The organism is Pseudomonas sp. LPB0260 (assembly GCF_013388395.1).
Genome location: NZ_CP058247.1, coordinates 4241624 through 4267519 on the forward strand (window position 1 = coordinate 4241624; position 25896 = coordinate 4267519).

Below are 25896 nucleotides of genomic sequence, written 5' to 3' on the forward strand. Positions count from 1 at the left end.
TTCAGACGGTCTCCATGGCCTGTTGATAGAGGCTGCGATAGCGGTCGAGCATAAGCTCCTCGGTGTAGTAGCGGTTGACCCGGGTCAGACCGACGGCCTGGGCTTCCCGCCAGCGCTGGGGGTTGCCCAGCAGGTCGAGAATCGCCCGCGCCGTCGCCTGCGGGTCGGCGATGGCCACCACCTCGCCGGCACTGCCGAGGGCGCGATCCTCCTCGCCGGCGCCCTCGATCAGCTCGCGGCAGGAGCCGACGTCGGTGCTGACCACCGGCGTGCCGGCCGCCCAGGCCTCGAGAATCACCAGGGGCTGGGCCTCGCTGATCGAGGTCAGCACCATCACACCGAGCTTGGGCATGATCTCCTGGATCTTCTGGAAGCCGAGGAACTTCACCTTGCCTTCCAGGCCGAGGCTGGTCACCAGGCTATGGCACTCATGGGCGTAGTCCGGGTCCTCTTCCTCGGGCCCGACCACCCAGCCTTCGGCCTCGGGCATGGCGCTGACCACCGAGCGCATCGCCCGGATGAAGGTCTTCAGGTCCTTGATCGGCACCACCCGGCCGATCAGTCCCACCACCGGCGGTATGCCCTCCGGCCGCTGCGCCATGGCGTTGGCCCAGCCGCCCATGGCGATGCCGTTGGGAATCACCCGGGTGCGCGCCTCGGCGGCGCCATCGGCGATCTGCCGCTGCCGGTTGCCATCGTACAGCGCGATGATCGGCTCGGCCGAGCGGTAGGCGAGCAGGCCGATGCGCTCGAAGAAGCGGATCCACAGGCGGCGGATGTAGCTGACCTCGGCATCCAGTCCGGTGCTCAGGGCCTGGTCCGGGTTTTCCGAGATCCAGCTGGCCTGGGCCAGGTCGATCTTGCGCTCCTTGGTATAGATCCCATGCTCGCTGAGCAGGTAATTGCACTGCCAGCGGTGCTGGAGAATGGCGCCCAGCAGCCCGGCGTAACCGGTTGAGATCGAATGCAGCACTCGCGCCCGCGGCAGTCGCCGCGCCGCCTCGGCGAGCATCAGCAGCGGCGCCTGCATGGTGCGCAGGGTCCAGAAATAGTTGACGAAGGACGGATCGCTGCAATGCCGGGTGTAGCCCTCGGTGATGGCCTCCCAGCTGGCCTTGCTGTGCAGCACGTCGTCCAGACTCAGGGTGCCGCTGGCGAGCATCTCGAGCATCGCCTGACCTTGCTCCGCGGTAGGCGCATCGGGATGGTGAAGGAACTGATGCAGGTCGCGCAGCACCGCTCGCGGCCCCTCTCGGCCCGCCGCGGAAACGGCCGCTCCAGGCTGCCAGGCGCTCTCGAGAAAATGCTCCTCGATATGCAGGACGTTGGCGGGAATCGCATATTGGCGCTTGCCATAGGCCTCGCGCTGACCGCCGATGAAGAATACCGAGAAGGTCAGCTCGGGCAGGCCGAGGATCAGCTGGTTGACCCAGCTCGAGACGCCACCGCGCACGTAGGGCCAGGTGCCCTCGAGCAGCAGGCAGATATCGGCGGTCGGCAAGGGCTCGGCGGTTTTCTTCATAGCCAGTATCTCGCCAGCTCCGCGAAGGGCGGACGCTGCAGCAGCTGCGCCGGCAGGGTCGCCAGCAGCGCGGGAATATCGCCATAGCGGCGCTGCAGGAAGGCGATCTCGGCGCGGAACGGCACCAGCTTCTGCGCGTCGATGCCGGCCGCCTCGGCCTGCTGGAAGTGCGCCTCGGCCTGATCCAGCAAGCCCTGCTGCAGGGCGATACGCCCGGCAAGCAGGTGCGACTCGCCACTATTGGCGCCAACCAGGGACTGTTCGACATGCTCGCGGGCCTGATTGAGCACGTGCTCCAGGACGCTGCCCTGGGCCAGGCCCAGGTAGGCCAGCTCCCAGTACCAGCGCGCCAGGGTGGCGTGCAGCGCCGGCCGCTGCTCCTCGGCCGCCGCGGCCAGCTCGCCGAGCGCCGCCTCGATGCGCTGGTTGATCCGGCTCTCCTGCTGGTCGAGCATCGAGTAGGCCAGCAGGCGTACGTCATCGGCCGGATCGCGCAGGGCCAGCTTGAGGATCGGAATGGAGTCGCGCCCGTCCATGCGCCGGGTGGCGAACAGCGCATTCAGGCGCTTCTCGGTGCTGGGGGCGTGCCGCACCACGTCCTGCAGGCCGCCATCGCTGAACATCAGGTCGCCGCGCTGATCCTGCGGGCGAAACGGCAGATCCGGCACCGCCATCGCATCCCACGCTTGCTCCTGCTGCTTGCGCGGCAGGTACAACGCCGGAAACACCGCGAGGATCACGCCGATGGCGCCGAGCAGCGGCACGAAGAACGCCAGGGCGAAGATGAACAGCGGGCTCCAGGGCAAGGGGAACTTGTAGCGGCGCGGCAGCAACAGCCAGATTCCGGCGCTGAGCAGCAGGCTGCCCAGGGCATGGGCCGCCGCATACAGCAGGGCCGCCTGGCCGACCGGCAGCTGCGCGGACAGGCTCGCCCAGCTGCTCAGCTCGAACAGGAAGGCGCCGCTAAATAGCCACTTGCTGGTCACTGAAGGCGCACTCGTTGAAGAGGAAATGGCGCAGGGCCTGGCGCTCGTTGCGGGCGTCCAGGTCATAGGCATGGGTGGTCACGCCCAGGCTGCCGAGCCCCTGGTCGAGGCCGAAACGCTCGCGCAATAGGCTGTTCAGGCGCAGCAGGTAGCCCTCGGCGCCCTCGGCCGAAGTCAGCGGCAGCAGCACCAGCACACAGGTATTGCCCCGCTGGTTGGTCAATTTGAGCTGCAGGTCGAGACCGCGCTGGCTGCCCTCGATCAGCCGCAGCAGCTCATCGTGGTGGGCCGCAGGCTCGAGCTCGAACGCATACAGGTAGGCCTCCAGCGAGTGCTGCTCGGCATCGATCAGCGAACGCTTGAGGTTCTGGCTGAACGCCTGGGCGTCGCTGTCCGGCAATTGCAGGGCCAGCGGGTCGCTGAGCAGCAGGTCGGCGATATGCCCGGCGAGAATCATCAGCAGGCTCAGGGTGCGCTCGTTGAAGGCGAAGAAGGGCATCTGCTCCACGGCGAGGATCGCCAGCACGCGTCCTTCGGTGTCCACCAGGGGGATGCACGCCTGGTACAACGAGTGCTGGCGATGCTCGCCGCGCTCCAGCAGGGCCTCGCGCACGCTGACCAGCTCCCCGCGCTTGAGGCACAGGCGCACCAGCAGGTCGTCATGGCGCAGTGCCGAGACCTCGCCGATGCTGCTCAAGGCTTCGGCGTCGATCCGCCCCTGGGCACTGACGCGGTAGAGCCCGGCGACGCGGAAGGAGCCGTACATCGCCAGCAGACTGAGGATCGAACCGGCCAGGGCGACCAGCGCATCATCGCCGCGCGGCAGCGCGCGCAACTGGCTGCGCAACCCCAGCAGCGAGCTGCGCAGGCTCTGGTCGGTGCCGGCCACACGCTGCTCCAGTCGGTCGTGGGATATGCGCAGGATGTAGTGCGCCCGGGTGAACTCATCCAGGCGCAGCTGGCGGTAGTCGTTGGCCAGGTCCAGGCGCTCCAGGCGGCGCTCCCAGATGTCGCGAAACTCGCCGACCAGCATGCCGCTGATCAGCACGCCGACGATGAACGAGGCCGGCATGTCCTGGTACAGCGCCTCGCCGTAGGCGCGGCAGAGGAACAGCGCCAGCACCAGCATGGCGGCGCTGGCCAGGCCGTTCATGAAGCCGTAGCGCATGCCCAGCAACAACGGCGCCATGATCACCCAGGGGAAGGCCGCCTCGACCATCAGCGGGTCTTCCGGCGACAGCCAGAAGCCCAGGCCGATGGCCAGCGCGCTGAGCAGCAGCGTTTCCAGCCAGGACACACGGCTGCTGGCCCGTGGTGCCAGGGTGAAGTCCTTGTGGGCCGATTCCATCGCCATCAGTCGAACTGCAGGTCGCCGACCAGCTCGCGCAGCACCTTCTGCGCGGTCCCCGCCAGGCTCTCCCGCGACCAGCCGGCACGCGCGCCGCTGTTGCTCCAGAGCACCCGGCCGCTGGCGGGCTCGATCACCTGCAGGCTGATGCCGACGGCGGGCTCACCGTCTAGCCCGCTCTTGTACTGCCATTCCTCGACGCTGCCGCTGACCACGTAGTCCAGGCCCTGCTGACGCGCCCAGGCCAGCGCCTGGGTGAGGCGCTCGCGGTCGTCCAGCAGGGTCATGTCGGCCTGGGGCAGTGCCGGATACAGACGCGGCCGCAGCCCCTGCTCGGCCAGCACGCTGAGCAGGATCTGCTCGGCCCGCTCGCCGGCCTGGGGCGCCTGGGAAAAGTTGACCAGCGGCAACAGCCCCCACTGAGCACCTTGCGGGAAGGCGGGGCCGCTCTCACGGGTAAAGCTGGAACAGCCCGCGACCAGCAGAGCAATGGCCACCAGGGCCAGATTGCGTAGGGATTGCATGATTCGATCCTCCTGTTGAATCCGTGCTCAGCGCCCGAAACGGGCACTGTAGCTGATACCCATGGTTCCACCCGGCTCGCCGCCACCGCTGCGCGGTGCGGACTGGTAGCCGAAGGTGAAGGCCAATTCGTCGTCGCCGAACAACTCCAGGCCGACCCCGGTGTTGAGGGCGTAGCCGAACTCCTGCTCGGTCCACTGCCAGCCGGCCAGGACATCGACCAGCCAGGTGTACTGTGCCCGCTCGCGGTTGAGCGTGCCGGGGAAGCCGCGCCGCCAGGTGCTGCCCAGATACAGCTGGCCGAAACGCTCCTGCAGCAGATCGCCCGGCGTCGCCCTCGTCCCGTCGACCTCGCGCAGCGCCAGCAGATCATCCGGCAGGGCGCTTTCCAGGCTGTTCTGCTGATAGCTGATACCGCTGCGCAGCAACCAGGTCGGCCCCTCGAAGAACAGCGCGTGAGTGGCTTCCAGGTTGAACTGCTGCCCGCTGCCCAGGGCGTCGCCCTGACGGGTGCTGTAGCGCTGGTGAGCCAGCGACCAGCTCAGCTGGTCCCGCGCACCGAAACTGTGGCGACCGGCGACGCCGAGCCCATCGCGCATGCCCAAGGCACGCATCAGGCCACTTTCGTCGGCCTCGCGATGCCAGCCCAGGCTGACCTCCAGCTCATCGCGTGACGACAACTGCAGCCGCCGCGCCAGGCCGAAGCCCAGGCGATCCTGATCGTCCCGCCAGCTACCATCGACGCTCAGCTCGAGGGCGCCGTCACTGAGTTCGCGCTGCAGCAGCAGCTGCAGGTTGCGCTCCTCCCCCAGCACCCGCTCATCCAGCGTCGGCGCATCGTAGCTGCCCTGACCGAGGCGCAGGTCGGCATACCAGTCGTTACCCAGATGGCGAGCAATCCTGGCACCCGGCCCGCCCAGGTCGAAGCCACCGAAATCCCGGTGCTGCCAGCTCAGCTGCACGCCCTGCGGCGTGCGTTGATGCAGCTCGACGGTCTGGCGCAGCAGTTGTCCACGGATGCTGCCGGGCTGCTCGTCGGACAGGCCGGCCAAGCCCTCGCCCAGCGCCTCGCCGCCCCGGCCCAGGCGGGTGAGCGCCTCGACCCGCTGGGCCTGATCCAGCCCGCCGCCGGCCAGCAGCCGCTCCAGCGCGTCACGATCCTGAGCACGCATGGCTTCCTGGAACAGCTCGTAGCGGCCGATTTCCAGGCCTTGGCTGCGGGCCCAGGCCAGCCACTCGTCCTTCATGGCCTCCTGCCGGGTGCCGTCGAGTCGCGCCAGGAGCTGCTCGAACCACAGCTGCAGCATGGTTTGCGAGCCGTCCTGCCACTGCCAGGCCTGCTGCAGGGCGCGGCGCCCGGATTGGGCGCTGCTGACCAGGCGCAGGTACACGCGGTAGCGCTCGATGGCGCCGGCGAGCTGGGGTTCGGCGACCCGGTTCAACAGATGGCGGCGCAGGCGCTGCGCGGCGTCGGCGTAGCCGCCGCTGTCCAGGGCATCGGCATAGGCCGCCTGTACCAGCCAGTCGCCAGGCTTGCTGCGCAGGTACAGGCGGTACCAGGCCAGGGCCTGCTCGGTACGGTTGAGCAGCAGGTTGGCACTGGCGAACGGCAACCACAGCACGCTGTCCTCGCGCGCCAGGCTGCGCCACTGCTGGAGCAGGGTCGAAAGCTCGTCGCGCCGGCCCTGATCGATATACAGCCAGAGCAGGCGTTCGCGGAACACGGTCTGCTGGGGGAACAGGCTCAAGCCCTGGCGGTACAGGCGCTCGGCCTCCTCCTGGCGGCCGCCGCGTTCCGCCAGCAGGGCGCGGGCCTGCCACAGGGCTGGCACCCGGCTGCCGCCCGGCAGCGCCATGGCTTCGTCGACCAGGGCTTGCAGCTGCACCCAGGCGGCCAGCTGCTCGGCCAGCTGCAGGGCGTCGGTCAGGGTGGCGCTATCCCGTGTGCGCTGCCAGCTCTTGACCAGCAATGCCAGGGCCTGGTCCGGCGCCGACTCGCGGTAGAGGCTGATCAGCTGCTGCTCATCGCCATTGCCCAGGGTCACCTGCAGGGCCAGCAGACGCTCGTAGGCCCGCTGCGCATCGTCATCCTGTTCCAGATCCCAGGCCAGCGCGGCGCGCATGCGCCAGTAGTCCTCATCGTCGATGGTATCGGCATCGATGGCGTCGAGGACCTGCCAGGCGGCCGCCGGATCGAACAGGCGCCAATGGGCCTCGGCCCAGGCCAGGCGCTCGGCGACGGTTAGCCTGAAACGCTTGTCCATGTCCGCCCAGACCCGGGTCTCGGCGGCGAACTGCTGATTGTGCTCGAGCAGCAGCCGCAGCCCATCCCAGGCCTTGCGGTGCTCGGGATGATGCCGCAGGTAGCCGCGCAGCCAGCGCTCGAGCGCTTCCGGCGTGCCGAGCGAACGCTGGCTGTAGATCAGCGCATCCAGTTCGACGTCGTTCAGGCGGCGTCGCTCGCTGAGCCCTTCCAGAAGCGGAATCGCCCGCTCGAAATCGAACAGCTGGGTCGCCAGGCGCCAGGCGTGCTCGCGGGTCTCGTCATCTTCGCGCAGCTGCAGCAGGCGTATCCAGTAACCGAGCGCGGCTTGCGTCTCGCCGACCCATTCGCCCAGCTGGGCCATCTGCCTGAGCAGTTCTGGATCGTCTGCACGGGCCTCGACCAGCGCCTGGCCGACCCGCCAGGCTTCCTGCAAGTCGCCCTCGGCCAGGCGTACGCGAAAGTCGAGCGCCATGGCCTGCGGGTCATCGGGGCGCCAGGCGCGCCAGGTGCGGATAAACTGCGTGGCGAGGTCCAGGCGTCGACTGCCGATGGCGGTTTCGACAGCCTCGGCCAGTAGCCGCGGATCACCATCGCGCAACTCGGCGAAGTGGCGCGCCAGCATTTCCACGGCGGCTTCGCCGCGGTCGCCCGCACGCAGGGCCGCGAAGGCCTGCGCGAGCCACTGCGCACGTTGCTGCGCAGTTGCGGCCTGCTCCAGCAGCTGGAGATAGAGGCCGGCGGCCCGCGTCTGCTGACCGCTCGCCAGATACCACCTGGCCGCCTCCCCGAGCCACTCGGCGGACTTCTCCGGCTCACGCCCGGCCAGTTCCACGTAGATGTCCGCGGCCAGCCCCGGCGCCGACAGCGACAGGGCGTAGCGGGCATGGCGGAGCAACACCTCGGTGGACAGCCCGTCACGGCTGAGCCCGCTCAGACGCTCGACCAGGGCCACGCGCCTGGGCCGCTCGATACCCTTGCGGCTGGCCAGGGCCTGGAGCACGTCCAGTTCGACCCGGTAGAAGCGCAAGCGGTCGGTTTCATCCAGCTGCAGCTCGCGCAGGTGGCGGCGCGCCCGCGGGTAATCGCCCAGCTTGATCAGCTGCTCGATCAAGGTCAGGCGCAGCTCGTCATTCTCCGGACGCGCTTCTAGCAGCAACTCGGCGTAGCTGACCCACACGGCGTCGGGCTGCTTGCCCGCCGGCAGGAACACCTCTTCGCTCCTGTGGGTCAGGTACAACAGCCCGCCCACCACCAGGGCCAGCAGCAGCAGGGCCCAGGGACTGAGCAGGCGGGTGGGCTTAGCGGCAGACGAGTTGCGCATCCTGCACCCGCGTCATTGGCAGCTTGAAGCGCCAGAGTTGCTGCTGACGGCTGCCCGGGAATGTCTTGCCGTCGAGCTCGACGCTGCAGCTGCCCTGGGCACGCACCGTGAAATCCAGGGGAATCTGGCCGGCGAAGGAGAAGCGCACCCGCCCGTCGCTGGCGTAGCGCCAGGCCGTCAGCGGCGTGTTCGCCTCCTCCAGGGCCGGGTGCGGATCGCGACTGTCGCGCAGGACCAGGCGAACCCGATCGGCGCTCAGGTGCAGGTAGCGACCCTGGGGCAGGTCGCGGACCCCCGCCACGCCGCTGGAGCGCAGCAGGTCGGGCCAGCCCTGGTCCGGGTCCAGGCGCAGGGTACGCAGGCCGTCGAGGCCACGCACCTGCCAGCTGCCGTCGCTGGCGCGTGCCAGGCTGGCCTGGTACAGGCCATGCATACGGGTGATGTAGTCGCTCATCCACAGCGACAAGGGTTGCTGCTGATCCATGAAACGATAGATCTGGTGCATCACCCGGATCGACGCCTGCTTGGTGCCGGCATAGAAGTGGTAATACAGGTGCAGGCCGCGCAGGCGCCGCGGGCTGTCGGTCAGCTCGAAGGTCTCGATGACATCACGAAAGCCATAATAGGGACCCTGCCAGAGGTTGGTGTAGAGGTTCTCGTTGATCACCGGCGCGTAGTACTGCAGCCCGCCCGAGGTCGGCCGGATCAAGGGATAGAGGCCCGTCACCGAGGGATAGGCCTTGGTCAGGATGGTATTGCCGCCGTTGACGTTGGTCAGGCCGCTGTCATAGGCCAGCTTGATGGTCGCCTCGTCCGGCATGGCACCACCCGACCAGAAGACCATCTTCACCGGCTTGTCCGGCGTGGTCAGGCGCGCGTTGATATAGGCCGCGGACCCGGCGATCTCCCGATGGAAGTCGATCTTGTCGTAACCGGGGATGGCCATATTGAGGCCGTACTCGGCCTTGAAACCCTCGCGCTGCTGGGCCCGCTCGGGCTGCCAGAAGAACGGGTGGCTGTAGGTGTGGGTGGCCACCTCCACCTTGGGCTCGGCGAATATCTCGCGGGCGATAGGCTCCAGTTCACGGGCCAGGTGCGGGTACATGCCCCTGGGCCCGACCTCGCCCTCGATCACCGACACGGAGGCCAGGTACGGGTAGGGTCTGATGAAGTCGTTCAGTACCTGCTTGCCCGCGTAGGGCGTCCCAACCACCTCTGCCCGCGAGACGAAGCCGTCGCCGTCGATGTGCACGGTGGCGATGCGTCGGCCATTTTCGGTGGTGGCATCCGGGCGCGGAAATACCGGCAGGCGCAGGGCGCGCTGGAGGAAGGCGAAGGGGTCGAGAATCCAGCGCTGGTAGTCCGAATCGGCACCCTCCTCGAGCAGGTAGGGCGACAGCGCCAAGCCGCCCCAGGAGCCCACCACCACCGGGGCGTACTCGTGCTGCTGGCTATCGGCAAGGGTCAGCAATGCCTCTGCCGCCGGCTCGACTACGGTCAGCGCCGGCAGCCCGCGCGTACGCAGGCGCAGCGGCGCCTCGAAATGCCCCAGGTACTCGGCGTCGTAGCCTACCAGGCTGGCCTTACCCCGCAGGGGCTGCGCCACGCGACGCAAGCCCATGCGCTTGAGCAGGCTGTCGTTGTCGATGGGCAGCCCGGCGAATACCGCCAGGGGAACCTGCTCATCCAGGCGTGCCGCCAGCCAGCGATTGAATGCCACCGAATTCGCCGGCGGACCGCTGGTCATCCAGAGGACCACCCCGGCATACAGGTCGCTGGCCGGGCGGGCGGGCAACTGGTCGGCGGGCAGATAATCCACGCGAAAGCCGAGGTACTCGAGCAGGCCACCCAGGTACCGATGGCCGGCCCCTTCATTGAAGGGCCCTTCTCGCGGGTCGAAAATCAGGGCGATGCGCCGCGGTTGCACCTCGATGCTGCTGATGCCCAGGTAGTCCAGCTCGGGCACCGTGACGAAGGGCACGAAGCCCTCTTCCTGCAGGCGCTTGGCCAGCTTGCGCGCGTCCGCGCGACGCTCGGGTGGCAGGTAGTCAATGGCCACCAGTGGCACACCCTGGGCACGCAGCGGCGCCAGATGGCCTTCCAGCCAGTCCCTGTCGCCCTGGGGCACCGGACGGTAGCTGCGGTTGGCCGCATCCCAGCCCGAATGAATGGACTCGACGGCCACCGCCGCCGCGACCCCCGGCAACTCCGGCAGGACCTCGAAGCCCCGGTTGAAGAACAACTGCAGCCCGGGCTCCTTGCGCTTCAACTCGGCGAGAAAATCCCGGAGTGCAGTTCGCTCGGCCGCCCACTCGGCCTCGGGCAGCAGCTGAAAACTGTCCAGGGTATCGAGAAACAGGCCGCTGTAGCCCTGCTCGCGCAGTTCGCCCGCGCGGCGCAGCAGGTGCTCCCGCCAAACCGGCGAGCTGAGGCGCATGACCTGACTGTTCCAGGCCTGATTGCGCACGGCGCTGGCGGCGTCGTCGAGCCGACCCATTTCGAGCGCAGCTTGGTCGCCATCGAACTCCCCTATGGACAGGTAGGCGAACGGCTGGCTTCCCTGAGCACGCAGGAAGGCCACGGCTTTGCGGTCGGCGTGCCCCGGCTCGAGCACACTCCAGTCGAACTGGCTGAGCTCTGCCAGCGGCGGGTTGTCGGCGTACCAGAACGCCACGCTCTGCGGACTGCTCGGCTTTTCCGGCGCACCGGCCAAGGCCTCGGACAGGCCAAGGCCCAAGGAGGCGCCTAGCACCATCAGCCCGCAGGCAAACGAAACCCGCAGACACCAGACGCGCAGGGCCACGCAAGCTGATGCGAAAACAAAGCTGAGGCCGCTTCCATAGCCGACAGAGAAGGACATAGATCGCTCGAGGCGCCGCTACCGGCACCTACAGGTAATTATTCGTTTGATTACAATTTCGAGCAGCGAATGCTAGCACCAAGCCATCAAATAGCCACCTGACTGCCCCCAATGACAGCCCCCTAGTATCCAGAATGCCGAAACACGCGTATCGGCCATTCATTACCGACCTTGATCCCGGGTACGACTCCAGCGCCTTAGCGACTCACGCGCTCTTAATCCTGGGAACGCGTGCGCGGCACCAACTCAATGCGCAACCACTGCATATATAACGCCGGCTATTAGAACATCTGTACCAAGGGGACGAACAGCTTGCCCTGCAACTCCTCGACGGCAGGCCGGGCCGAGGGCTCGATGAAGCCGTCCTCCAGCGCCAGCACCTGGTAGATGCCGCGGCGCAGCATCTCTTCGCTGAGGCCATCGACATGGCCGCCGGCGGTGCTGAGAAAGCGCACCCAGGAGGTCATGATGATCCAGGCATTGAGTGCCAGGGCCTCGATCTGCGCGGGGCGCATCGACAGGATGCCGGCCTCGACGAATCCCTGGTAGATCCCCTGGGCACTGTGCAGGCAGCGCTGGGCGAAGGCCCGGTAGCGCGCGGCCAGTTCGACGTCGCAGTCGAGCAGGTGCTCGAGGTCGCGATGGAGGAAACGGAACTGCCACATGGCCGCCAGCAACGCCTCCAGGTAGAGGGGCTTGTCGGCCAGGGTCAGCGTTCGGCCTTCCGGCAGGCGCAGGAAGGCATCCACCTGCTGCTCGTATTGGCCGAACAGCTCGGCGATGATCGCCTGCTTGTTGCGGAAGTGGTAGTAGAGGTTGCCTGGCGAGATTTCCAGGTGGGCGGCGATGTGGTTGGTGGTGACGCTACGCTCGCCCTGGGCGTTGAACAGCGCCAGGCTGGCTTGCAGGATGCGCTCGCGGGTCTTCGGGGCAGACGCCATAAACAACTCGACTTGGATACAAACGATCCGCCAAGGGTACAGGTGCCGCTGCACGGGGGTAACCCGGCGCAGCCCCGACACCCACCCGTCCGGTCGCTTGAGCCTCATACACCCGCCGCAACCACCGGCCAGTTGACACTTTAGAGCAATTGCTCTAAAAATCCAGCAAAGCACCCACTCGCCCCGGGTCGGTGACTGAACGGCTGGATCGCCGAGGAGCCGCACCATGGTCGCCGACATCGCCTATCTGGAACAAAGCCTGCAGTCGAGCCAGCAGCAGATCGGCGCCCTGCAAGCCAGCTTCGCCCGCCAGCGCCAGGCCTTCGCGGCCAATCCGATGCCCTCCGCCGAGCAACGCATCCAGTGGCTGAAAGGCCTGCGCGAGGCCCTGCTCGCCCAGCAGGACGCCCTGGTGCAGGCGATTTCCGCGGACTTCGGCAATCGCTCGGCCGATGAAACCCTGCTTGCCGAGCTGATGCCCAGCCTGCATGGCATCCACTACGCGACCAAGCGCCTGAAGAAGTGGATGAAGCCCTCGCGGCGCCGCGTGGGCCTGCAGTTCATGCCGGCCTCGGCCAAGGTGATCTACCAGCCGCTGGGCGTGGTCGGCATCATCGTGCCCTGGAACTACCCGCTGTTTCTCGCCATGGGCCCGCTGGTCGGTGCCCTGGCCGCCGGCAACCGGGTGATGATCAAGATGAGCGAATCGACTCCGGCGACCTCGCAGCTGGTCAAGGAGCTGCTGGCGCAGGTCTTTCCCGAGGACCTGGTCAGCGTGGCGCTGGGCGAGGCGGAGGTCGGCATGGCCTTCTCCCGGCTGCCGTTCGATCACCTGCTGTTCACCGGCGCCACCAGCGTAGGCCGACATGTGATGCGCGCCGCCGCCGACAACCTGACCCCGGTGACCCTGGAACTGGGCGGCAAGTCGCCGGCCATCGTCTCCGCCGAGGTGCCGTTGCGCGACGCCGCCGAGCGCATCGCCTTCGGCAAGACCCTGAACGCCGGGCAGACCTGCGTGGCGCCGGACTACGTGCTGGTGCCCAGGGAGCGCGTCGAGGGCTTCGTCGAAGCCTACCGCGCCGCGGTGCAGGGCTTCTATCCGCAGCTGGCGGACAATCCCGACTACACCGCGATCATCAACGAGCGCCAGCAGCAGCGCCTCGACGGCTACCTGGAGGACGCGCGGAGCAAGGGCGCCACGGTCGTCCCGCTGTTCGCCGAGGCCCAGGGCCGGCGCATGCCCCACTGCCTGCTGCTGGACGTCAACGACGAGATGCAGGTGATGCAGGACGAGATCTTCGGCCCGCTACTGCCGATCGTTCCGTACGAGCACATCGACGACGCCTTCGCCTACATCAACCAGCGCCCCCGCCCACTGGCCCTGTACTACTTCGGCTACGACAAGGGCGAGCAGCAACGGGTGCTGCACGAGACCCATTCGGGCGGCGTGTGCCTCAACGACACCCTGCTGCACGTCGCCCAGGACGACCTGCCGTTTGGCGGCATCGGTCCGTCGGGCATGGGCCACTACCACGGCCACGAGGGTTTCCTGACCTTCAGCAAGGCCAAGGGGGTGCTGAGCAAGCAGCGCTTCAACGCCGCCCGATTGATCTACCCGCCCTATGGCAAGACGCTTCAGAAGCTGGTCTACAAACTCTTCGTGCGCTGAGCGCGCCACCGAAAGCAGCGGGTGAACCCAACCATGACCGCCACCCCAGTCGCCGCACCGCAGCTGTCACGCCGCAACCTGCTGAAGATCGGGCTGTTCGGCTCGACCCTGCTGGCCGGCGCCGGACTCACCGCCACGCTCAGCGGCTGCTCGACCAGCACGCCGCACGCGGGCTTCGTGGTGATCCGCGAAACCGACCTGCCCTTTCTGCAGGCCCTGATCCCGGTGATGCTGGCAGGCGCGGTGCCGGCCGCCGAGATGGACCAGGCGCTCGCCGGTACCCTGGAAAACCTGGACTACAGCCTCGCGCACCTGTCACCGGCAATGCTCAAGCTCACCCTGCAGCTGTTCGATGTGCTCGCCCTGCCGCTCACCCGTGGTCCGCTGACCGGGGTGTGGGGCAGCTGGGAAGGCGCCTCGAGCACACAGATGCAGCGCTTCCTCGAGCGCTGGCAGAACAGCTCGCTGGACCTATTGAGAATGGGCCATGCCTCCCTGCTGCAACTGGTGATGATGGCCTGGTACAGCCGCGCCCAATCCTGGGCCCACTGCGGCTACCCAGGGCCGCCGAGGGTCTGACCCAGCCCCAGCAAACCGCCTTGCGCCCAATGAATCCGCTCGAGAGTTGCCTAGATGCCCGTACCCGATCTGTTCGCCGAAGGCCTGGCCCGCGGCTGGAAAACCCATGACGGCTCGCGCCTAGAACGGGACCTGATCCTGGAAGCCGACGTCGCCATCGTCGGCAGCGGTGCCGGTGGCGGCACCAGCGCGGAGATTCTCAGCGCCGCTGGCTTCAAGGTGCTGCTGATCGAGGAGGGGCCGCTGAAGACCAGCACCGACTTTAAGCTGCAGGAGGCCGAGGCCTACGCCAGCCTCTACCAGGAGGGCATCGGCCGGATGAGCAAGGATGGCGCCATCACCATCCTCCAGGGGCGCGCCGTCGGCGGCACCACCCTGGTCAACTGGACCTCGAGCTTTCGTACCCCGGAGCAGACCCTGCGGCACTGGGCCCGGGAGCACGGCGTCAAAGGCCATGGCGTGGCGGACATGGCGCCCTGGTTCGAGCGCATGGAGCAGCACCTCGGCGTCGCCCCCTGGGCCGTGCCGCCGAACGCCAACAACCAGGTGATCCGTGACGGCTGCGACAAGCTCGGCTACGGCTGGCAGGTGATTCCGCGCAACGTGCGCGGCTGCTGGAATCTGGGCTACTGCGGAATGGGCTGCCCGACCAACGCCAAACAGTCGATGCTGGTCACCACCATCCCGGCGACCCTGGACAAGGGCGGCGAGCTGCTCTACCTGGCCCGCGCCGAACGACTGCTGATCGACAACGAGCGGGTCAGCGGCATCGAGTGCCTGGCGCTCGACGAACGCGGCGTGAGCCCCACAGGCCGCACGATTCGGGTCAAGGCCAGGCACTACATCCTCGCCGGCGGCGGCATCAACACGCCCGGCCTGCTCCTGCGCTCGGGCGCCCCGGACCCGTACGAGCGCACCGGCAGGCGCACCTTCCTGCACCTGGTCAACTTCTCCGCCGCCCAGTTCGAGCAGGTGATCAACCCCTTCTACGGCGCCCCGCAGTCGATCTACTCCGACCACTTCCAATGGCAGGACGGCCCCACTGGTCGCCTGTCCTACAAGCTGGAAGTGCCGCCCCTGCACCCGGCGCTGGCCGCCACCCTGCTCGGCCGCTTAGGTGTCGACAACGCCCTGCGCATGGAACAGCTGCCCCATACCAATGTGATGCTCGCCCTGCTGCGCGACGGTTTTCACCCGGACAGCGCCGAGGGCCGGGTGGAGCTGCGTGGCGACGGCAGCCCGGTGCTCGACTACCGGATGACCGCCTACAGCTGGGACGGCGTGCGCCGCGCCTTCCACAGCATGGCCGAGATCCAGTTCGCCGCCGGCGCCAAGACCGTGCTGCCGTTGCACGCCGACGCCGGCTACGTGAGCACGCTGCAGCAGGCACGCCAGCTGATCGACGCGCTGCCCCTGGAGCTGTACCGCACCCGCCTGAGCAGCGCCCATGTGATGGGCGGCTGCGCCATGGGCGAAGACCCGCGCCAGGCGGTCACCGACAGCCTCGGCCGGCACCACCAGCTGGCCAACCTGTCGATCCACGACGGCTCGCTGTTCCCAACCAGCATCGGCGCCAACCCGCAGCTGTCGATCTACGCCCTCACGGCCAAGCTGGCGACCCGGCTGGCCGAACGCCTGCAGGTCACCTGATGGCACCGGGCCCCGCCGGCCGGCCTGCGCCCGCGGCCTGGCGCCGGGCCGGCGTGACTTGGCCGTCACGCAGCGCTGCGCTACCATCCGAGTCCCGAACGGATCGCGCCAGGATGTCACGATGAATCGAGTGTTATACCCAGGCACCTTCGACCCCATCACCAAGGGCCATGGTGACCTGGTCGAGCGTGCGTCGCGGTTGTTCGACAGCGTGATCATCGCCGTGGCGGCCAGCCCGAAGAAGAACCCGCTGTTTCCCCTGGACCAGCGCGTGGAACTGGCCCGCGAAGTCACCAAGCACCTGCCCAATGTCGAAGTCATGGGTTTCTCCGGCCTGCTGGCGAACTTCGCCGGCGAACAGGGCGCCAACGCCTTTCTGCGCGGCCTGCGCGCGGTGTCCGACTTCGAGTACGAATTCCAGCTGGCCAACATGAACCGCCAACTGGCGCCGGATGTGGAGAGCCTGTTCCTCACACCGTCGGAGAAGTATTCCTACATTTCCTCGACCCTGGTGCGGGAGATCGCCGCCCTGGGTGGCGACATCTCCAAGTTCGTCCACCCGGCAGTCGCCGATGCGCTGGCCCAGCGCTTCAAGCGCTGACCCTGCTGTGCCGATGTGTCGTCGGCCAGCCCCCTCGACACATGGCGCCTGCCCCGACAATCCGGCACAATTCGCCCATCGTTGTCTGACAGTGTCGCGGCCGCGGGCCTCGGCTGGAGCGCTTATTCAATGTCCCTGATCATCACCGACGACTGCATCAACTGCGACGTCTGCGAGCCCGAATGCCCGAACGGCGCGATCTCCCAGGGCGAGGAGATCTACGTGATCGACCCCAACCTGTGCACCGAATGCGTCGGTCACTATGACGAGCCGCAGTGCCAGCAGGTCTGCCCGGTGGACTGCATCCCCCTCGACGAGAACCATGTCGAAAGCAAGGATGAGCTGATGGAAAAGTACCTGATCATCACCGGCAAGGCCTGAGCGGTGAGGCGCGCGAACGGCACCACCTTCGGTTGGCGAGCGCTCACCAGCAGCCTGCTCCTGCTGCTCGCCCTCTGCGCGCAGGCGGCCGAGCAACCCGGCCGCGCGGCTATCGCCAGCGCCCACCCCGCCGCCACGGTCGCCGGCCAGGAAACCCTGGCCCTGGGCGGCAACGCCTTCGATGCGGCGGTCGCCATCAGCGCCGCCCTGGCGGTGGTCGAGCCCTACAGCTCAGGCCTCGGCGGCGGCGGCTTCTTCCTGCTGCGCGAGGCCGGTGAGCAGCCGAACTACCGCTTCCTCGATGCCCGCGAACGGGCGCCACTGGCCGCCCACGCCGACCTCTACCGCCGCGATGGCGAAGTCCAGCCGGCGCTGTCGCTGAACGGCCCCTTGGCCGCCGCGATTCCCGGCCTGCCGGCGGCGCTGGTCGAACTGGCGCAGCGTTTCGGTCGACTGCCGCTGCGCGATTCGCTGGCACCGGCCATTCGCCTGGCGCGCGACGGCGTGGGGATCGACCGGGTCTACCGCGAGCGCGCCGCCTGGCGCCTGGCGGCCCTGCGCGACGACCCGGAAAGCGCACGCATCTTCCTCGACAAGGGGGAAATTCCCGAGGAACTGGGCCTGCTGCGCCAGCCCGAACTGGCGCGCACCCTGGAACGCCTGGCCCGGGACGGCCGCAACGGGTTCTACGCGGGGGAAACGGCCGAGCGCCTGGTCGCCGGTGTGCGGGCGGCCGGCGGTATCTGGTCACAGCAGGATCTCGATGACTATCGCGTGGTGGAACGCCAGCCCCTGCGCGTGGCGCTCGCCGAGGGTCGCGAGCTGATCAGCGCGCCGCCTCCCTCGGCCGGCGGACTGGCCCTGGGCCAGAGCCTGCTGATGCTGCAGCGCGTGCCCTGGCGCGAGGCCGAGCCTGATCAGCGCGTGCACTTCGTCGTCGAAGCCCTGCGCCGCGCCTATCGCGACCGCGGCCTGCTGGGCGATCCGGACTTCGTCGCCAATCCGACGCAGCGGCTGCTCGCCGCCCCCTACCTGGAGCGGCTGACGGCGAGCATCGACCCCCTGCGCGCCACGCCCAGCGCCAGCCTGCCGCCGGCCGGCGACTGGCATGAAGGCAACCACACCACCCACTTCTCGGTGCTGGACGCCGACGGCAACGCGGTGGCCGCCACCCTGTCGATCAACCTGCCGTTCGGCGCCGCCTTCACCGTGCCGGGCACCGGGGTGCTGCTCAACGACGAGATGGACGACTTCGCCGCCGACGTACGCGGCGCCAATGCCTATGGCCTGGCCGGCAGCCAGGCCAACGCCATCGCCGCCGGCAAGCGACCGCTGTCGAGCATGAGCCCGACCTTCATCGAGAGCCCGCAGGCTTTTGCCAGCTTCGGTACGCCCGGTGGCAGCCGCATCCCCAGCATGGTGCTGCTGGCCATACTCGAGTACCTCGACGGCCAGCCTGTCGCGCGCTGGCCCAGCGTCGCCCGCTATCACCATCAGTACCTGCCGGACCAGATCGAGCACGAGCCCGACACCTTCAGCCCTGAGCAGGTCGCTGCGCTCAAGGCCCGCGGCCATGTGCTCAAGAGCGTGAATCGCCAGTACGGCAACCAGCAGGTCCTGCTCTGGGACAAACCGGGCCAGCGGGTCGAGGCGGCCAGCGACCCGCGCGGCATCGGCACCGCGGCTGTCCTAGCCAAGTAGCACCCGCTTCCCGGTTCTCAAGGCATAAAAAAGCCGGCATCTCTGCCGGCTTTCTTGTTCGAGCCTGGGGTCAGTCGCGCTTGTAGCCCGTGGACGTACAGCCAAGGCAGCGCACGAAGGCGGCCTTGCCCGGCTCGACCACCAGGGCCTTGCCGGCTTCGCCGATATTGCCGCCCGCTGCGGTGAACGGCAGGCTGACGACGAAGGCGACCGCACCGATCGCGGTGGCACCGATCAAAAGCGGACGGGCGATCAGCAGGTCGCCGATCATGGAGAACGCCCTAGGGGCCTCCACGGTATACACAGGGTCACCACTGGTGTTCTGCTGCATCACTTCCGCCTGTGCCGGCAGCGCCAGCAGGCCAGTGGTCAGCGCCAGGACAACAGCGGTCGAGCGAAACAGATTCATGGGGCGATCCTTCAGCTATTAGGAGGCAGTGAGGGTAACTATAACAGCGCGCCGGCAATTGTCAGCGTGATGGCCGTCAATCGCCATGAAAGGCGTATGCGGACTAGGCGGCCAAGGTGCGCCCCCTGCCACTTCTTGGCTGACCACCAGGACTCAACGCTGGCAGCGCGGGCAGTAGACGCTGGCGCGCTGGCCCAGCTTGACCTCGCGCAGGGTGCTGCCGCACTGCTTGCAGAACTCGCCCCCACGGCCGTAGACGAACAGTTCCTGCTGGAAGTAGCCCGGCTGGCCATCGCCGCCGACGAAGTCCCGCAGGGTGGTGCCACCACGTTCGATGGCATGGGCGAGGATGCGCTTGATCGCCTCCGCCAGCTTCAGGTAACGCGCCCGCGAGATCGAGCCGGCCTCGCGCCGCGGGTCGATGCCCGCGGCGAACAGCGCCTCGGTCGCGTAGATATTGCCGACCCCGACCACCACCGCGTTGTCCATGATGAACGGCTTGACTGCCATGGCCCGACCACGGGACTGCTGAAACAGGCGCTCGCCGTCGAACAGTTCCGTCAGCGGCTCGGGGCCGAGCTTGCTGAGCAGTTCGTGCTGCAGCGGGTCGCTGCTCCAGAGCAGTGCACCGAAACGTCGCGGGTCGGTGTAGCGCAGCGCCAGCCCGGACTCCAGCTCGATGTCCACATGCTCGTGCTTGGCCGCCGGCAGGCCACACTCGACCAGGCGCAGGCTGCCGGACATGCCCAGGTGGCTGATCAGGCTGCCGCTCTCGGCCTTGATCAGCAGGTACTTGGCGCGGCGCTCGACGCACTCGATGCGCTGGCCGGACAGGCGCACATCCAGGTCCTCCGGAATCGGCCAGCGCAAGCGCCGCTCGCGCACGATGACCCGACTGACCCGCTGGCCCTCGAGGTAGGGTGCGATGCCGCGGCGGGTGGTTTCGACTTCTGGCAATTCGGGCATGGGCTATCGATCGGAACAATGACAGGAAATACGCAGGTTCAGCTTAACAGGGCGGCCCAGTGCCGCCCCAGCCGGGGCGTCAGACGGTACCCAGCTCGCGGATGCTCTCGCGCAGGTTCTCGAAGTCGTACTCGGACAGGCCGACATACTCCAGCACCAGCTGCTCGATGCTCTGCCACTCGTGGTCCTCGGCCTGGTTGCCGAGGACTTGGTGGGTCTGGCAGATATGCTCGGCCATCTTCAGGATCGCCAGCAGGGTCTTGAGCTGGGCATCGCGACCGGAGTCATCGCTGAAGATCGACAGGGCGTTGTGGTGACTGGCGATCGCCTCGCACAGGTGCAGCGGCAGGTTCCAGGACTTGGCGGTGAAGTAGCCGACCACCGCATGGTTGGTGTTGAGCAGGCGGTTCTCGGTATCCACCACGCGGCGCTCGCCGCCGGCGCTGTAGTAGGCCTCCTCCAGCACCGTCATGTAGTCGGGGAAGCGCTTGACCATCAACGGGATGCCGCAGTTGTGAAACAGCCCCAGGGTATAGGCCTCGTCGGGCGCCTGGTAGCCGATGCGCTTGGCCAGGGTCAGGCAGGTCATGGCCACATCCTGGGCGGTGTCCCAGAAGCGGTTGAGGGTGACGATCGCCTCGTCGGTCAGCTCGCCCTTGATCGACTGGGCATTGATCAGGTTGATCACCGAGTCGCAGCCAAGCAGGTTGACCGCCTGCTGGATCGAGGCGATGCGATTGGCCAGGCCGAAGAACGGCGAATTGACCAGCTTGAGCAGCGCGCCGGACAGGCCCGGGTCCTGACTGATCAGCCGGGCGATGACACGCAGATCCGGGTGGGGCATGACCTGCTCCATCTGCAGATCGACCATGATTTGCGGCTGCGGCGGCACGCTGATGCCCTGCAGGGCCTTCTGGATCTGTTCTGCGCTGAGTTCGTGGGCCATGCTGGGCAACTACTGGAGTGTGAGGAAGGGCACAGTCTAGCGATTGTCGCGGGCGCTGTGCAGCCGTCCCCGGCAAGCAGCGTTGCACCTGCCGCCTGGGTTATAATCCCGCTCTTTTTTCCGGAGAGCGCCCCATGTCCCTGCCCAGCCTGCGCCTGAAAGCCAACGCCGACCGACGCCTGCGCGCCGGCCACCTGTGGGTGTACAGCAACGAGATCGACGTCGCCGCCACCCCGCTGCACGGCTTCGCCCCTGGCGCCCAGGCCGTACTCGAAGCCGCCGGCGGCAAGCCCCTGGGCATCGTCGCCTTGAGCCCGAACAACCTGATCTGCGCGCGCCTGCTGTCGCGCGACCTCAAGCACCCGCTGGACAAGTCCTTGCTGGTGCACCGCCTGAACGTCTGCCTGTCGTTGCGCGAGCGCCTGTTCGAGCAACCCTGCTACCGCCTGGTCTACGGCGACTCCGACCTGCTGCCCGGCCTGGTGGTCGACCGCTTCTTCGACATTCTGGTGGTGCAGCTGGCCTCGGCGACCATGGAGCAGCACAAGGACGAGGTGCTCGCCGCCCTGATCCAGGTGTGCAAGCCCAGCGGCATCCTGCTCAAGAACGACTCCGCGGCACGCGACGCCGAAGGCCTGGAGCGCTACGTCGAGACAGCCTTCGGCGTGGTCCCGGAGTGGGTCGCCCTGGAGGAGAACGGGGTCAAGTTCGAGGCGCCGGTGATCGAAGGGCAGAAGACCGGCTGGTTCTACGACCACCGCATGAACCGCGCGCGCCTGGCGCCCTACGTCCAGGGCAAGCGTGTGCTCGACCTGTTCAGCTACATCGGCGGCTGGGGCGTGCAGGCCGCCGCCTTCGGCGCCAGCGAAGTGTTCTGCGTGGACTCCTCCGGCTTCGCCCTCGATGGCGTCGAGCGCAACGCCACGCTCAACGGCCTAGCCGAACGGGTCACCTGCGTGGAAGGCGACGTGTTCGCCGCCCTCAAGGAGCTCAAGGCCGCCGAGGAGCGCTTCGACGTGGTGATCGCCGACCCGCCCGCCTTTATCAAACGCAAGAAGGACCTGAAGAACGGCGAGGCGGCCTACCGCCGCCTCAACGAACAGGCCATGCGCCTGCTCGGCAAGGACGGCATCCTGGTCAGCGCCTCCTGCTCCATGCACCTGCCCGAGGACGACCTGCAGAACATCCTGCTGACCAGCGCCCGCCACCTGGACCGCAACATCCAGCTGCTCGAACGCGGCGCCCAGGGCCCGGACCACCCGGTGCACCCGGCCATCGCCGAGACCCGCTACATCAAGAGCCTGACCTGCCGCCTGCTGCCCAACAGCTGATCGTCCGCCCGGCCGGAATCGTCCGCATTCGCGGACGATTCCGGCCGGCGCAGCCTGCCCTTCGACATTCACTTACGCTGCCGAATTTCGCTCGGCAACCGCGCCGCCCTTCTCCTTTCGCGTGTCGTCCGATGCCCAACCGAGCGCGCCCTGTTACCGCATTGCACATCCCCCTCGCACAAAACAGAAGCTGAACTACGCTTAGCTGCAGCGGTAGCGCTGCCACCAATTGTGCTCTTTGGCTGGCCTGCTTATTGCTTTTGGTTATGGATATAACGGCCGTTCGTAACACTTACGAACGTAAAGGTCGACTCAAGCAGTCAGGCGAAGGCCACGAGCCGGGTGCCTGTTTTGATCGGAGGCTGGGGAGGGATATGGCGGATCAGGCTGGGCAAAAAGCGTTCCTGCAATTCACCAATGTTAAGAAGACCTACGACCACAAGACCCTGGTGGTCAAAGACTTCAACCTGGACGTGGCCAAGGGCGAGTTCATCACCCTGCTTGGCCCCTCCGGCTCGGGCAAGACCACCTGCCTGATGATGCTCGCCGGCTTCGAAGACGTGACCAGCGGCGAGATCCTCATCAACGGCCGCTCGGTCACCAGCATCGCACCCTATCAGCGCAACATCGGCATGGTGTTCCAGCAGTACGCACTGTTCCCGCACATGACCCTGCGCGAAAACCTCGCCTACCCGCTGAAGATCCGCAAACGGCCCAAGGAGGAGATCCGCGCCAAGGTCGACGAATACCTGGCCCTGGTCGAACTGCAGGACTTCGGCGGGCGCTACCCCGGCCAGTTGTCCGGCGGCCAGCGCCAGCGCGTGGCCCTGGCCCGGGCGCTGATCTTCGCCCCGGACATCGTGCTGATGGACGAACCCCTCGGCGCCCTGGACAAGAAACTGCGCGAGCAGATGCAGTTCGAGATCAAGCGCCTGCACGAGCAACTCGGCTTCACGGTGATCTACGTCACCCACGACCAGACCGAAGCCCTGACCATGAGCGACCGCATCGCCGTGTTCAATAACGGCATCGTTCAACAGTGCGCCGCCCCCGACGTGCTCTACGAGCGCCCGGCCAACCTGTTCGTGGCCGACTTCATCGGCGAGAGCAACAAGCTCAAGGGCACCATCGAAGCGGTCGGCGACGAGACCGTCAGCGTGCGCCTGGAAGACGGCGCCCAGGTCAGCACCCTGAAGGCCAACTGCACCGAAGTCGGCCTGCCGACCATGGTGTCGGTGCGCCCGGAGAAGCTCACCTTCACCGACCGCCTCGGCAGCGCCGGCAATCAGGTCAAGGCGCGCTTCGTCACCCGCCACTACGTCGGCGAATACATCCGCTACCACTTCGAGACCGCCGACGGCACCGAGCTGGTGGTAAAGAACCTGAACGACAGTTCAGCCCCGCAACTCAGCGCCAAGGACGAGGTCGCCCTGGCCTGGCTGCCACAGGACAGCCAGGCCCTGGACCGCCCCGCCGTTCCGACGGCGTCGTGATAACACAACAACAGGCAATGGAGCACAGCAATGGCTAGATCACTGACTACCAGCTTTTCCGCATTCGCCCTGGCTGCGGCGTTGGGCACGGCGTCCTTCGCCGCCAGCGCCGAAGACAGCCTGACCGTGGTGTCCTGGGGCGGCGCGTATGGCGCGGCGCAGAAAAACCACATGATCGACCCCTTCCAGAAGGACACCGGGATCAAGGTGCTGTTCGAGGACTATTCCGGCGGCGTGGCGGAAATGAAGGCCCAGGTCGAGTCCGGCAACATCCAGTGGGACGTCGTCGACGTCGAGGTGATCGACCTCGAGCGCGCCTGCTCCGAAGGCCTGCTGGAAACCATTCCGCGCGACATCCTGCCGGCCGGCGCCGACGGCACCCCGGCCGAGAAGGACTTCATCCCGGAAGCCCTGGCCAGTGAGTGCGCCATCGGCAACATCGTCTGGTCGGTGGTCTTCGCCTACAACAAGGACACCATCGGCGGCACCCCCGCCGCCTCCATCGAGGACTTCTTCGACACCAAGAAGATTCCCGGCAAGCGCGCCATGCGCAAGCGCCCGCAGGTCAACATGGAATGGGCCCTGCTGGCCGATGGCGTAGCGCCTGAAGAGGTCTACGAGGTGCTGGCCACCCCGGAAGGCCAGCAGCGCGCCCTCGACAAGCTGGCCACCATCAAGAACGACATCGTCTGGTTCGACTCCTGGTCGCAGGCCCCGCAACTGCTCAACGACGGCGGCGCGGTCCTGGTGCAGTCGGCCAACGGGCGCTTCTATGACGCCATCCGCCAGGAAGGCAAGCCCTTCGAGATCGTCTGGGATGGCCACGTCTATGACCTCGACGCCTGGGCGGTGCTCAAGGGCTCGCCGAAGAAGGACCTGGCCTTCAAGTTCATCGCCTACGCGACCCAGTCCAAGCCGCTGGCCGGCATGTCGGACGTGGCCTACGGCCCGACCCGCAAGTCCTCCGCGCCGATGATGGACCCGGCCGCCGCCCCGCACCTGCCGACCGCTCACCTAGATGTCGGCATCCAGGCCGGTTCGGAGTTCTGGGCCGACTACGGCGAATCCCTCGGCGAGAAGTTCAACGAGTGGCTGCTCAAGTAACACTCCCAGCCCCTCATCCCCGCCCTGGGGATGAGGGGCGCCACCGCGTCGTTTAGGAGTCGCCGCTTGTCTTCCCTGACCACCACCGAAGCCGGCCAAGCCGCCAGCGCCCGACGCAAGAAGCGCATCACCGCCTTCCTGTTCGTCGTACCGCTGCTCGCCTTCATCCTGCTGACCTTCGTCGCCCCGATCGGCACCATGCTCTGGCGCAGCGTGCACCACCCGACCGTGGCCGAGCTGATCCCCCAGACCCTGGCCGAACTCGAGCGCTGGGACGGCAAGACCACCCCCGACCCACAGACCTTCGCCGTGTTCGCCACGGAACTGCAGGGCCTGGCCGAACAGCGTCTGTCCGGCAAGCTGGCCGAAGAGTTCAACCGTGCCTATGCCGGCATGTCCAGCGTGGTCAAGTCCACCGCGCGCAAGGTTCGCCGGCTCGATGCCGAGCAACTTCCCAGCCAGGGCGCCGAAACCGTGCTCAAGGCCCATCGCAACTGGCAGAAGCCGGAGCTGTGGTTCGCCATCCAGCGCGCCGGCCAGGCTTACACCTACGACTACTACCTCACCGCCCTGGACCTGGAGCTGCACCCCGAGCACGGCATCCAGATGCGTGAGGACACGCAGATCTATGTCCAGCTGTACACCAAGACCCTGAACATGGCGCTGGTCATCACCCTGCTCTGCGCCCTGCTCGGCTACCCGCTGGCCTACTACCTCGCCGGCCTGCCGGAGAACCGCGCCAACCTGCTGCTGGTGCTGGTCCTGCTGCCCTTCTGGACTTCGTTGCTGGTGCGCACCACGGCCTGGATCGCCCTGCTGCAGACCAACGGGGTGATCAACTCCTTCCTGCTCGGTACCGGCCTGATCGGCGCACCCTTCGAGATGCTCTACACCTCGTTCGCCACCGTGGTGGCGATGACCCACATCCTCCTGCCGTTCATGATCCTGCCGCTGTACAGCGTCATGCGCGGCATCGACCCGAGCTACCTGCGCGCCGCCATGTCGCTGGGCGCCCGACCGATTCCGGCCTTCGCCCGCATCTACTTCCCGATGACCCTGCCGGGGCTCAGCGCCGGGGCGCTGCTGGTGTTCATCATCTCGGTCGGCTACTACATCACCCCGGCGCTGGTCGGCGGTACCGACGGCCAGATGATCAGCAACATCATCGCCTTCCACATGCAGCGCTCGAACAACTGGGAACTGGCCGCCGCGCTCGGCTCGCTGCTGCTGGGCCTGATCCTGGTGCTGTACTGGCTGTACGACCGTTTCGTCGGCGCCAGCAATATCAAGCTGGGCTAGG

Annotated in this window: 20 protein-coding genes; 10 read left to right on the forward strand and 10 right to left on the reverse strand. The window is 67.2% G+C overall.

Translation table 11 applies throughout. The features are described 5' to 3' along the window. Window position 1: 1 nt before the first annotated feature. The 7 genes from pelF to LPB260_RS18960 form a co-directional block, all read right to left on the reverse strand. A complete protein-coding gene (gene pelF, locus LPB260_RS18930) occupies window positions 2-1522 on the reverse strand; it encodes a GT4 family glycosyltransferase PelF (RefSeq protein WP_208707345.1) in 1521 nt (506 codons plus the stop codon). Beyond that, the gene (locus LPB260_RS18935; RefSeq protein WP_208707346.1) at window positions 1519-2508 is read right to left on the reverse strand and encodes a HEAT repeat domain-containing protein; all 990 of its coding nucleotides are present in this window, start codon (window positions 2506-2508) and stop codon (window positions 1519-1521) included. The genes pelF and LPB260_RS18935 overlap by 4 nt, the downstream gene beginning before the upstream one ends. Continuing rightward, the gene (locus LPB260_RS18940) at window positions 2486-3856 is read right to left on the reverse strand and encodes a PelD GGDEF domain-containing protein (RefSeq protein ID WP_208710037.1); all 1371 of its coding nucleotides are present in this window, start codon (window positions 3854-3856) and stop codon (window positions 2486-2488) included. The genes LPB260_RS18935 and LPB260_RS18940 overlap by 23 nt, the downstream gene beginning before the upstream one ends. 5 nt (window positions 3857-3861) lie before the next feature. Beyond that, window positions 3862-4380, reverse strand: a complete 519-nt coding sequence (locus LPB260_RS18945; RefSeq protein ID WP_208707347.1) for a penicillin-binding protein activator LpoB — start codon at window positions 4378-4380, stop codon at window positions 3862-3864. Between the two features lie 27 nt (window positions 4381-4407). Next, entirely contained in the window at window positions 4408-7965 is a 3558-nt protein-coding gene (locus LPB260_RS18950) for a tetratricopeptide repeat protein (RefSeq protein WP_208707348.1), read from the reverse strand. Beyond that, on the reverse strand, window positions 7943-10720 hold the full coding sequence (locus tag LPB260_RS18955; protein WP_208707349.1) for a bifunctional glycoside hydrolase 114/ polysaccharide deacetylase family protein: 2778 nt from the start codon (window positions 10718-10720) through the stop codon (window positions 7943-7945). Before LPB260_RS18955 ends, LPB260_RS18950 begins: the two co-directional genes overlap by 23 nt. Window positions 10721-11106: 386 nt before the next feature. Continuing rightward, window positions 11107-11766, reverse strand: a complete 660-nt coding sequence (locus tag LPB260_RS18960; RefSeq protein ID WP_208707350.1) for a TetR/AcrR family transcriptional regulator — start codon at window positions 11764-11766, stop codon at window positions 11107-11109. 226 nt (window positions 11767-11992) lie between these two features. Between LPB260_RS18960 and LPB260_RS18965 the strand changes: the two genes are divergently transcribed. The 6 genes from LPB260_RS18965 to ggt all read left to right on the forward strand — a co-directional run bounded on the left by LPB260_RS18965 (window position 11993) and on the right by ggt (window position 18347). Beyond that, complete coding sequence (locus LPB260_RS18965) at window positions 11993-13435, forward strand: coniferyl aldehyde dehydrogenase (RefSeq protein ID WP_208707351.1); 1443 nt, start codon at window positions 11993-11995, stop codon at window positions 13433-13435. 33 nt (window positions 13436-13468) lie between these two features. Next, complete coding sequence (locus tag LPB260_RS18970; RefSeq protein ID WP_208707352.1) at window positions 13469-14014, forward strand: twin-arginine translocation pathway signal protein; 546 nt, start codon at window positions 13469-13471, stop codon at window positions 14012-14014. A 54-nt stretch (window positions 14015-14068) separates the two neighbouring features. Further along, window positions 14069-15664 carry a GMC family oxidoreductase gene (locus tag LPB260_RS18975; RefSeq protein WP_208707353.1) on the forward strand — a complete coding sequence of 532 codons (1596 nt, stop codon included), beginning with the start codon at window positions 14069-14071 and terminating at the stop codon, window positions 15662-15664. Window positions 15665-15785: 121 nt separating this feature from the next. Continuing rightward, a complete protein-coding gene (coaD, locus tag LPB260_RS18980; RefSeq protein ID WP_208707354.1) occupies window positions 15786-16265 on the forward strand; it encodes a pantetheine-phosphate adenylyltransferase in 480 nt (159 codons plus the stop codon). Between the two features lie 129 nt (window positions 16266-16394). Then, window positions 16395-16646 (forward strand): YfhL family 4Fe-4S dicluster ferredoxin, encoded by a 252-nt coding sequence (locus LPB260_RS18985; RefSeq protein ID WP_025163485.1) that lies wholly within the window; start codon window positions 16395-16397, stop codon window positions 16644-16646. 3 nt (window positions 16647-16649) lie between these two features. Continuing rightward, window positions 16650-18347 (forward strand): gamma-glutamyltransferase, encoded by a 1698-nt coding sequence (ggt, locus tag LPB260_RS18990; protein WP_208707355.1) that lies wholly within the window; start codon window positions 16650-16652, stop codon window positions 18345-18347. A 70-nt stretch (window positions 18348-18417) separates the two neighbouring features. Here the strand turns inward: ggt and LPB260_RS18995 are convergent, their stop codons facing one another. From LPB260_RS18995 to LPB260_RS19005, 3 genes are all read right to left on the reverse strand, one after another. After that, window positions 18418-18756 (reverse strand): multidrug transporter, encoded by a 339-nt coding sequence (locus LPB260_RS18995; protein ID WP_208707356.1) that lies wholly within the window; start codon window positions 18754-18756, stop codon window positions 18418-18420. A gap of 153 nt (window positions 18757-18909) precedes the next feature. Next, entirely contained in the window at window positions 18910-19722 is an 813-nt protein-coding gene (mutM, locus tag LPB260_RS19000; protein WP_208707357.1) for a bifunctional DNA-formamidopyrimidine glycosylase/DNA-(apurinic or apyrimidinic site) lyase, read from the reverse strand. Between the two features lie 79 nt (window positions 19723-19801). Beyond that, window positions 19802-20614, reverse strand: coding sequence for an HDOD domain-containing protein (locus tag LPB260_RS19005; RefSeq protein ID WP_208710039.1), 813 nt, complete (start codon window positions 20612-20614; stop codon window positions 19802-19804). Between the two features lie 188 nt (window positions 20615-20802). Here LPB260_RS19005 and LPB260_RS19010 point away from each other — a divergent pair, with 188 nt between their 5' ends. The 4 genes from LPB260_RS19010 (at window position 20803) to LPB260_RS19025 (ending at window position 25895) form a co-directional block, all read left to right on the forward strand. Then, window positions 20803-21999 carry a class I SAM-dependent rRNA methyltransferase gene (locus LPB260_RS19010; protein WP_208707358.1) on the forward strand — a complete coding sequence of 399 codons (1197 nt, stop codon included), beginning with the start codon at window positions 20803-20805 and terminating at the stop codon, window positions 21997-21999. Window positions 22000-22373: 374 nt separating this feature from the next. Continuing rightward, window positions 22374-23492, forward strand: coding sequence for an ABC transporter ATP-binding protein (locus tag LPB260_RS19015; protein WP_208707359.1), 1119 nt, complete (start codon window positions 22374-22376; stop codon window positions 23490-23492). A gap of 30 nt (window positions 23493-23522) precedes the next feature. Continuing rightward, window positions 23523-24596, forward strand: coding sequence for an ABC transporter substrate-binding protein (locus LPB260_RS19020; RefSeq protein WP_208707360.1), 1074 nt, complete (start codon window positions 23523-23525; stop codon window positions 24594-24596). A 66-nt stretch (window positions 24597-24662) separates the two neighbouring features. Then, window positions 24663-25895, forward strand: a complete 1233-nt coding sequence (locus LPB260_RS19025; RefSeq protein ID WP_208707361.1) for an ABC transporter permease — start codon at window positions 24663-24665, stop codon at window positions 25893-25895. Window position 25896 lies beyond the last annotated feature (1 nt).

What these genes read in the sequence shown, in the direction of transcription:
- LPB260_RS18965 (WP_208707351.1), top strand. Translation starts at nt 11,993, where the DNA reads ATGGTCGCCGACATCGCCTATCTGGAACAAAGCCTGCAGTCGAGCCAG.
- LPB260_RS18960 (WP_208707350.1), bottom strand. Translation starts at nt 11,766, where the DNA reads ATGGCGTCTGCCCCGAAGACCCGCGAGCGCATCCTGCAAGCCAGCCTG.
- LPB260_RS19010 (WP_208707358.1), top strand. Translation starts at nt 20,803, where the DNA reads ATGTCCCTGCCCAGCCTGCGCCTGAAAGCCAACGCCGACCGACGCCTG.
- LPB260_RS18975 (WP_208707353.1), top strand. Translation starts at nt 14,069, where the DNA reads ATGCCCGTACCCGATCTGTTCGCCGAAGGCCTGGCCCGCGGCTGGAAA.
- LPB260_RS18995 (WP_208707356.1), bottom strand. Translation starts at nt 18,756, where the DNA reads ATGAATCTGTTTCGCTCGACCGCTGTTGTCCTGGCGCTGACCACTGGC.
- LPB260_RS19015 (WP_208707359.1), top strand. Translation starts at nt 22,374, where the DNA reads ATGGCGGATCAGGCTGGGCAAAAAGCGTTCCTGCAATTCACCAATGTT.
- pelF (WP_208707345.1), bottom strand. Translation starts at nt 1,522, where the DNA reads ATGAAGAAAACCGCCGAGCCCTTGCCGACCGCCGATATCTGCCTGCTG.
- LPB260_RS18950 (WP_208707348.1), bottom strand. Translation starts at nt 7,965, where the DNA reads ATGCGCAACTCGTCTGCCGCTAAGCCCACCCGCCTGCTCAGTCCCTGG.
- LPB260_RS18985 (WP_025163485.1), top strand. Translation starts at nt 16,395, where the DNA reads ATGTCCCTGATCATCACCGACGACTGCATCAACTGCGACGTCTGCGAG.
- LPB260_RS18955 (WP_208707349.1), bottom strand. Translation starts at nt 10,720, where the DNA reads ATGGTGCTAGGCGCCTCCTTGGGCCTTGGCCTGTCCGAGGCCTTGGCC.
- LPB260_RS19020 (WP_208707360.1), top strand. Translation starts at nt 23,523, where the DNA reads ATGGCTAGATCACTGACTACCAGCTTTTCCGCATTCGCCCTGGCTGCG.
- coaD (WP_208707354.1), top strand. Translation starts at nt 15,786, where the DNA reads ATGAATCGAGTGTTATACCCAGGCACCTTCGACCCCATCACCAAGGGC.
- LPB260_RS18945 (WP_208707347.1), bottom strand. Translation starts at nt 4,380, where the DNA reads ATGCAATCCCTACGCAATCTGGCCCTGGTGGCCATTGCTCTGCTGGTC.
- mutM (WP_208707357.1), bottom strand. Translation starts at nt 19,722, where the DNA reads ATGCCCGAATTGCCAGAAGTCGAAACCACCCGCCGCGGCATCGCACCC.
- LPB260_RS18940 (WP_208710037.1), bottom strand. Translation starts at nt 3,856, where the DNA reads ATGGAATCGGCCCACAAGGACTTCACCCTGGCACCACGGGCCAGCAGC.
- LPB260_RS18970 (WP_208707352.1), top strand. Translation starts at nt 13,469, where the DNA reads ATGACCGCCACCCCAGTCGCCGCACCGCAGCTGTCACGCCGCAACCTG.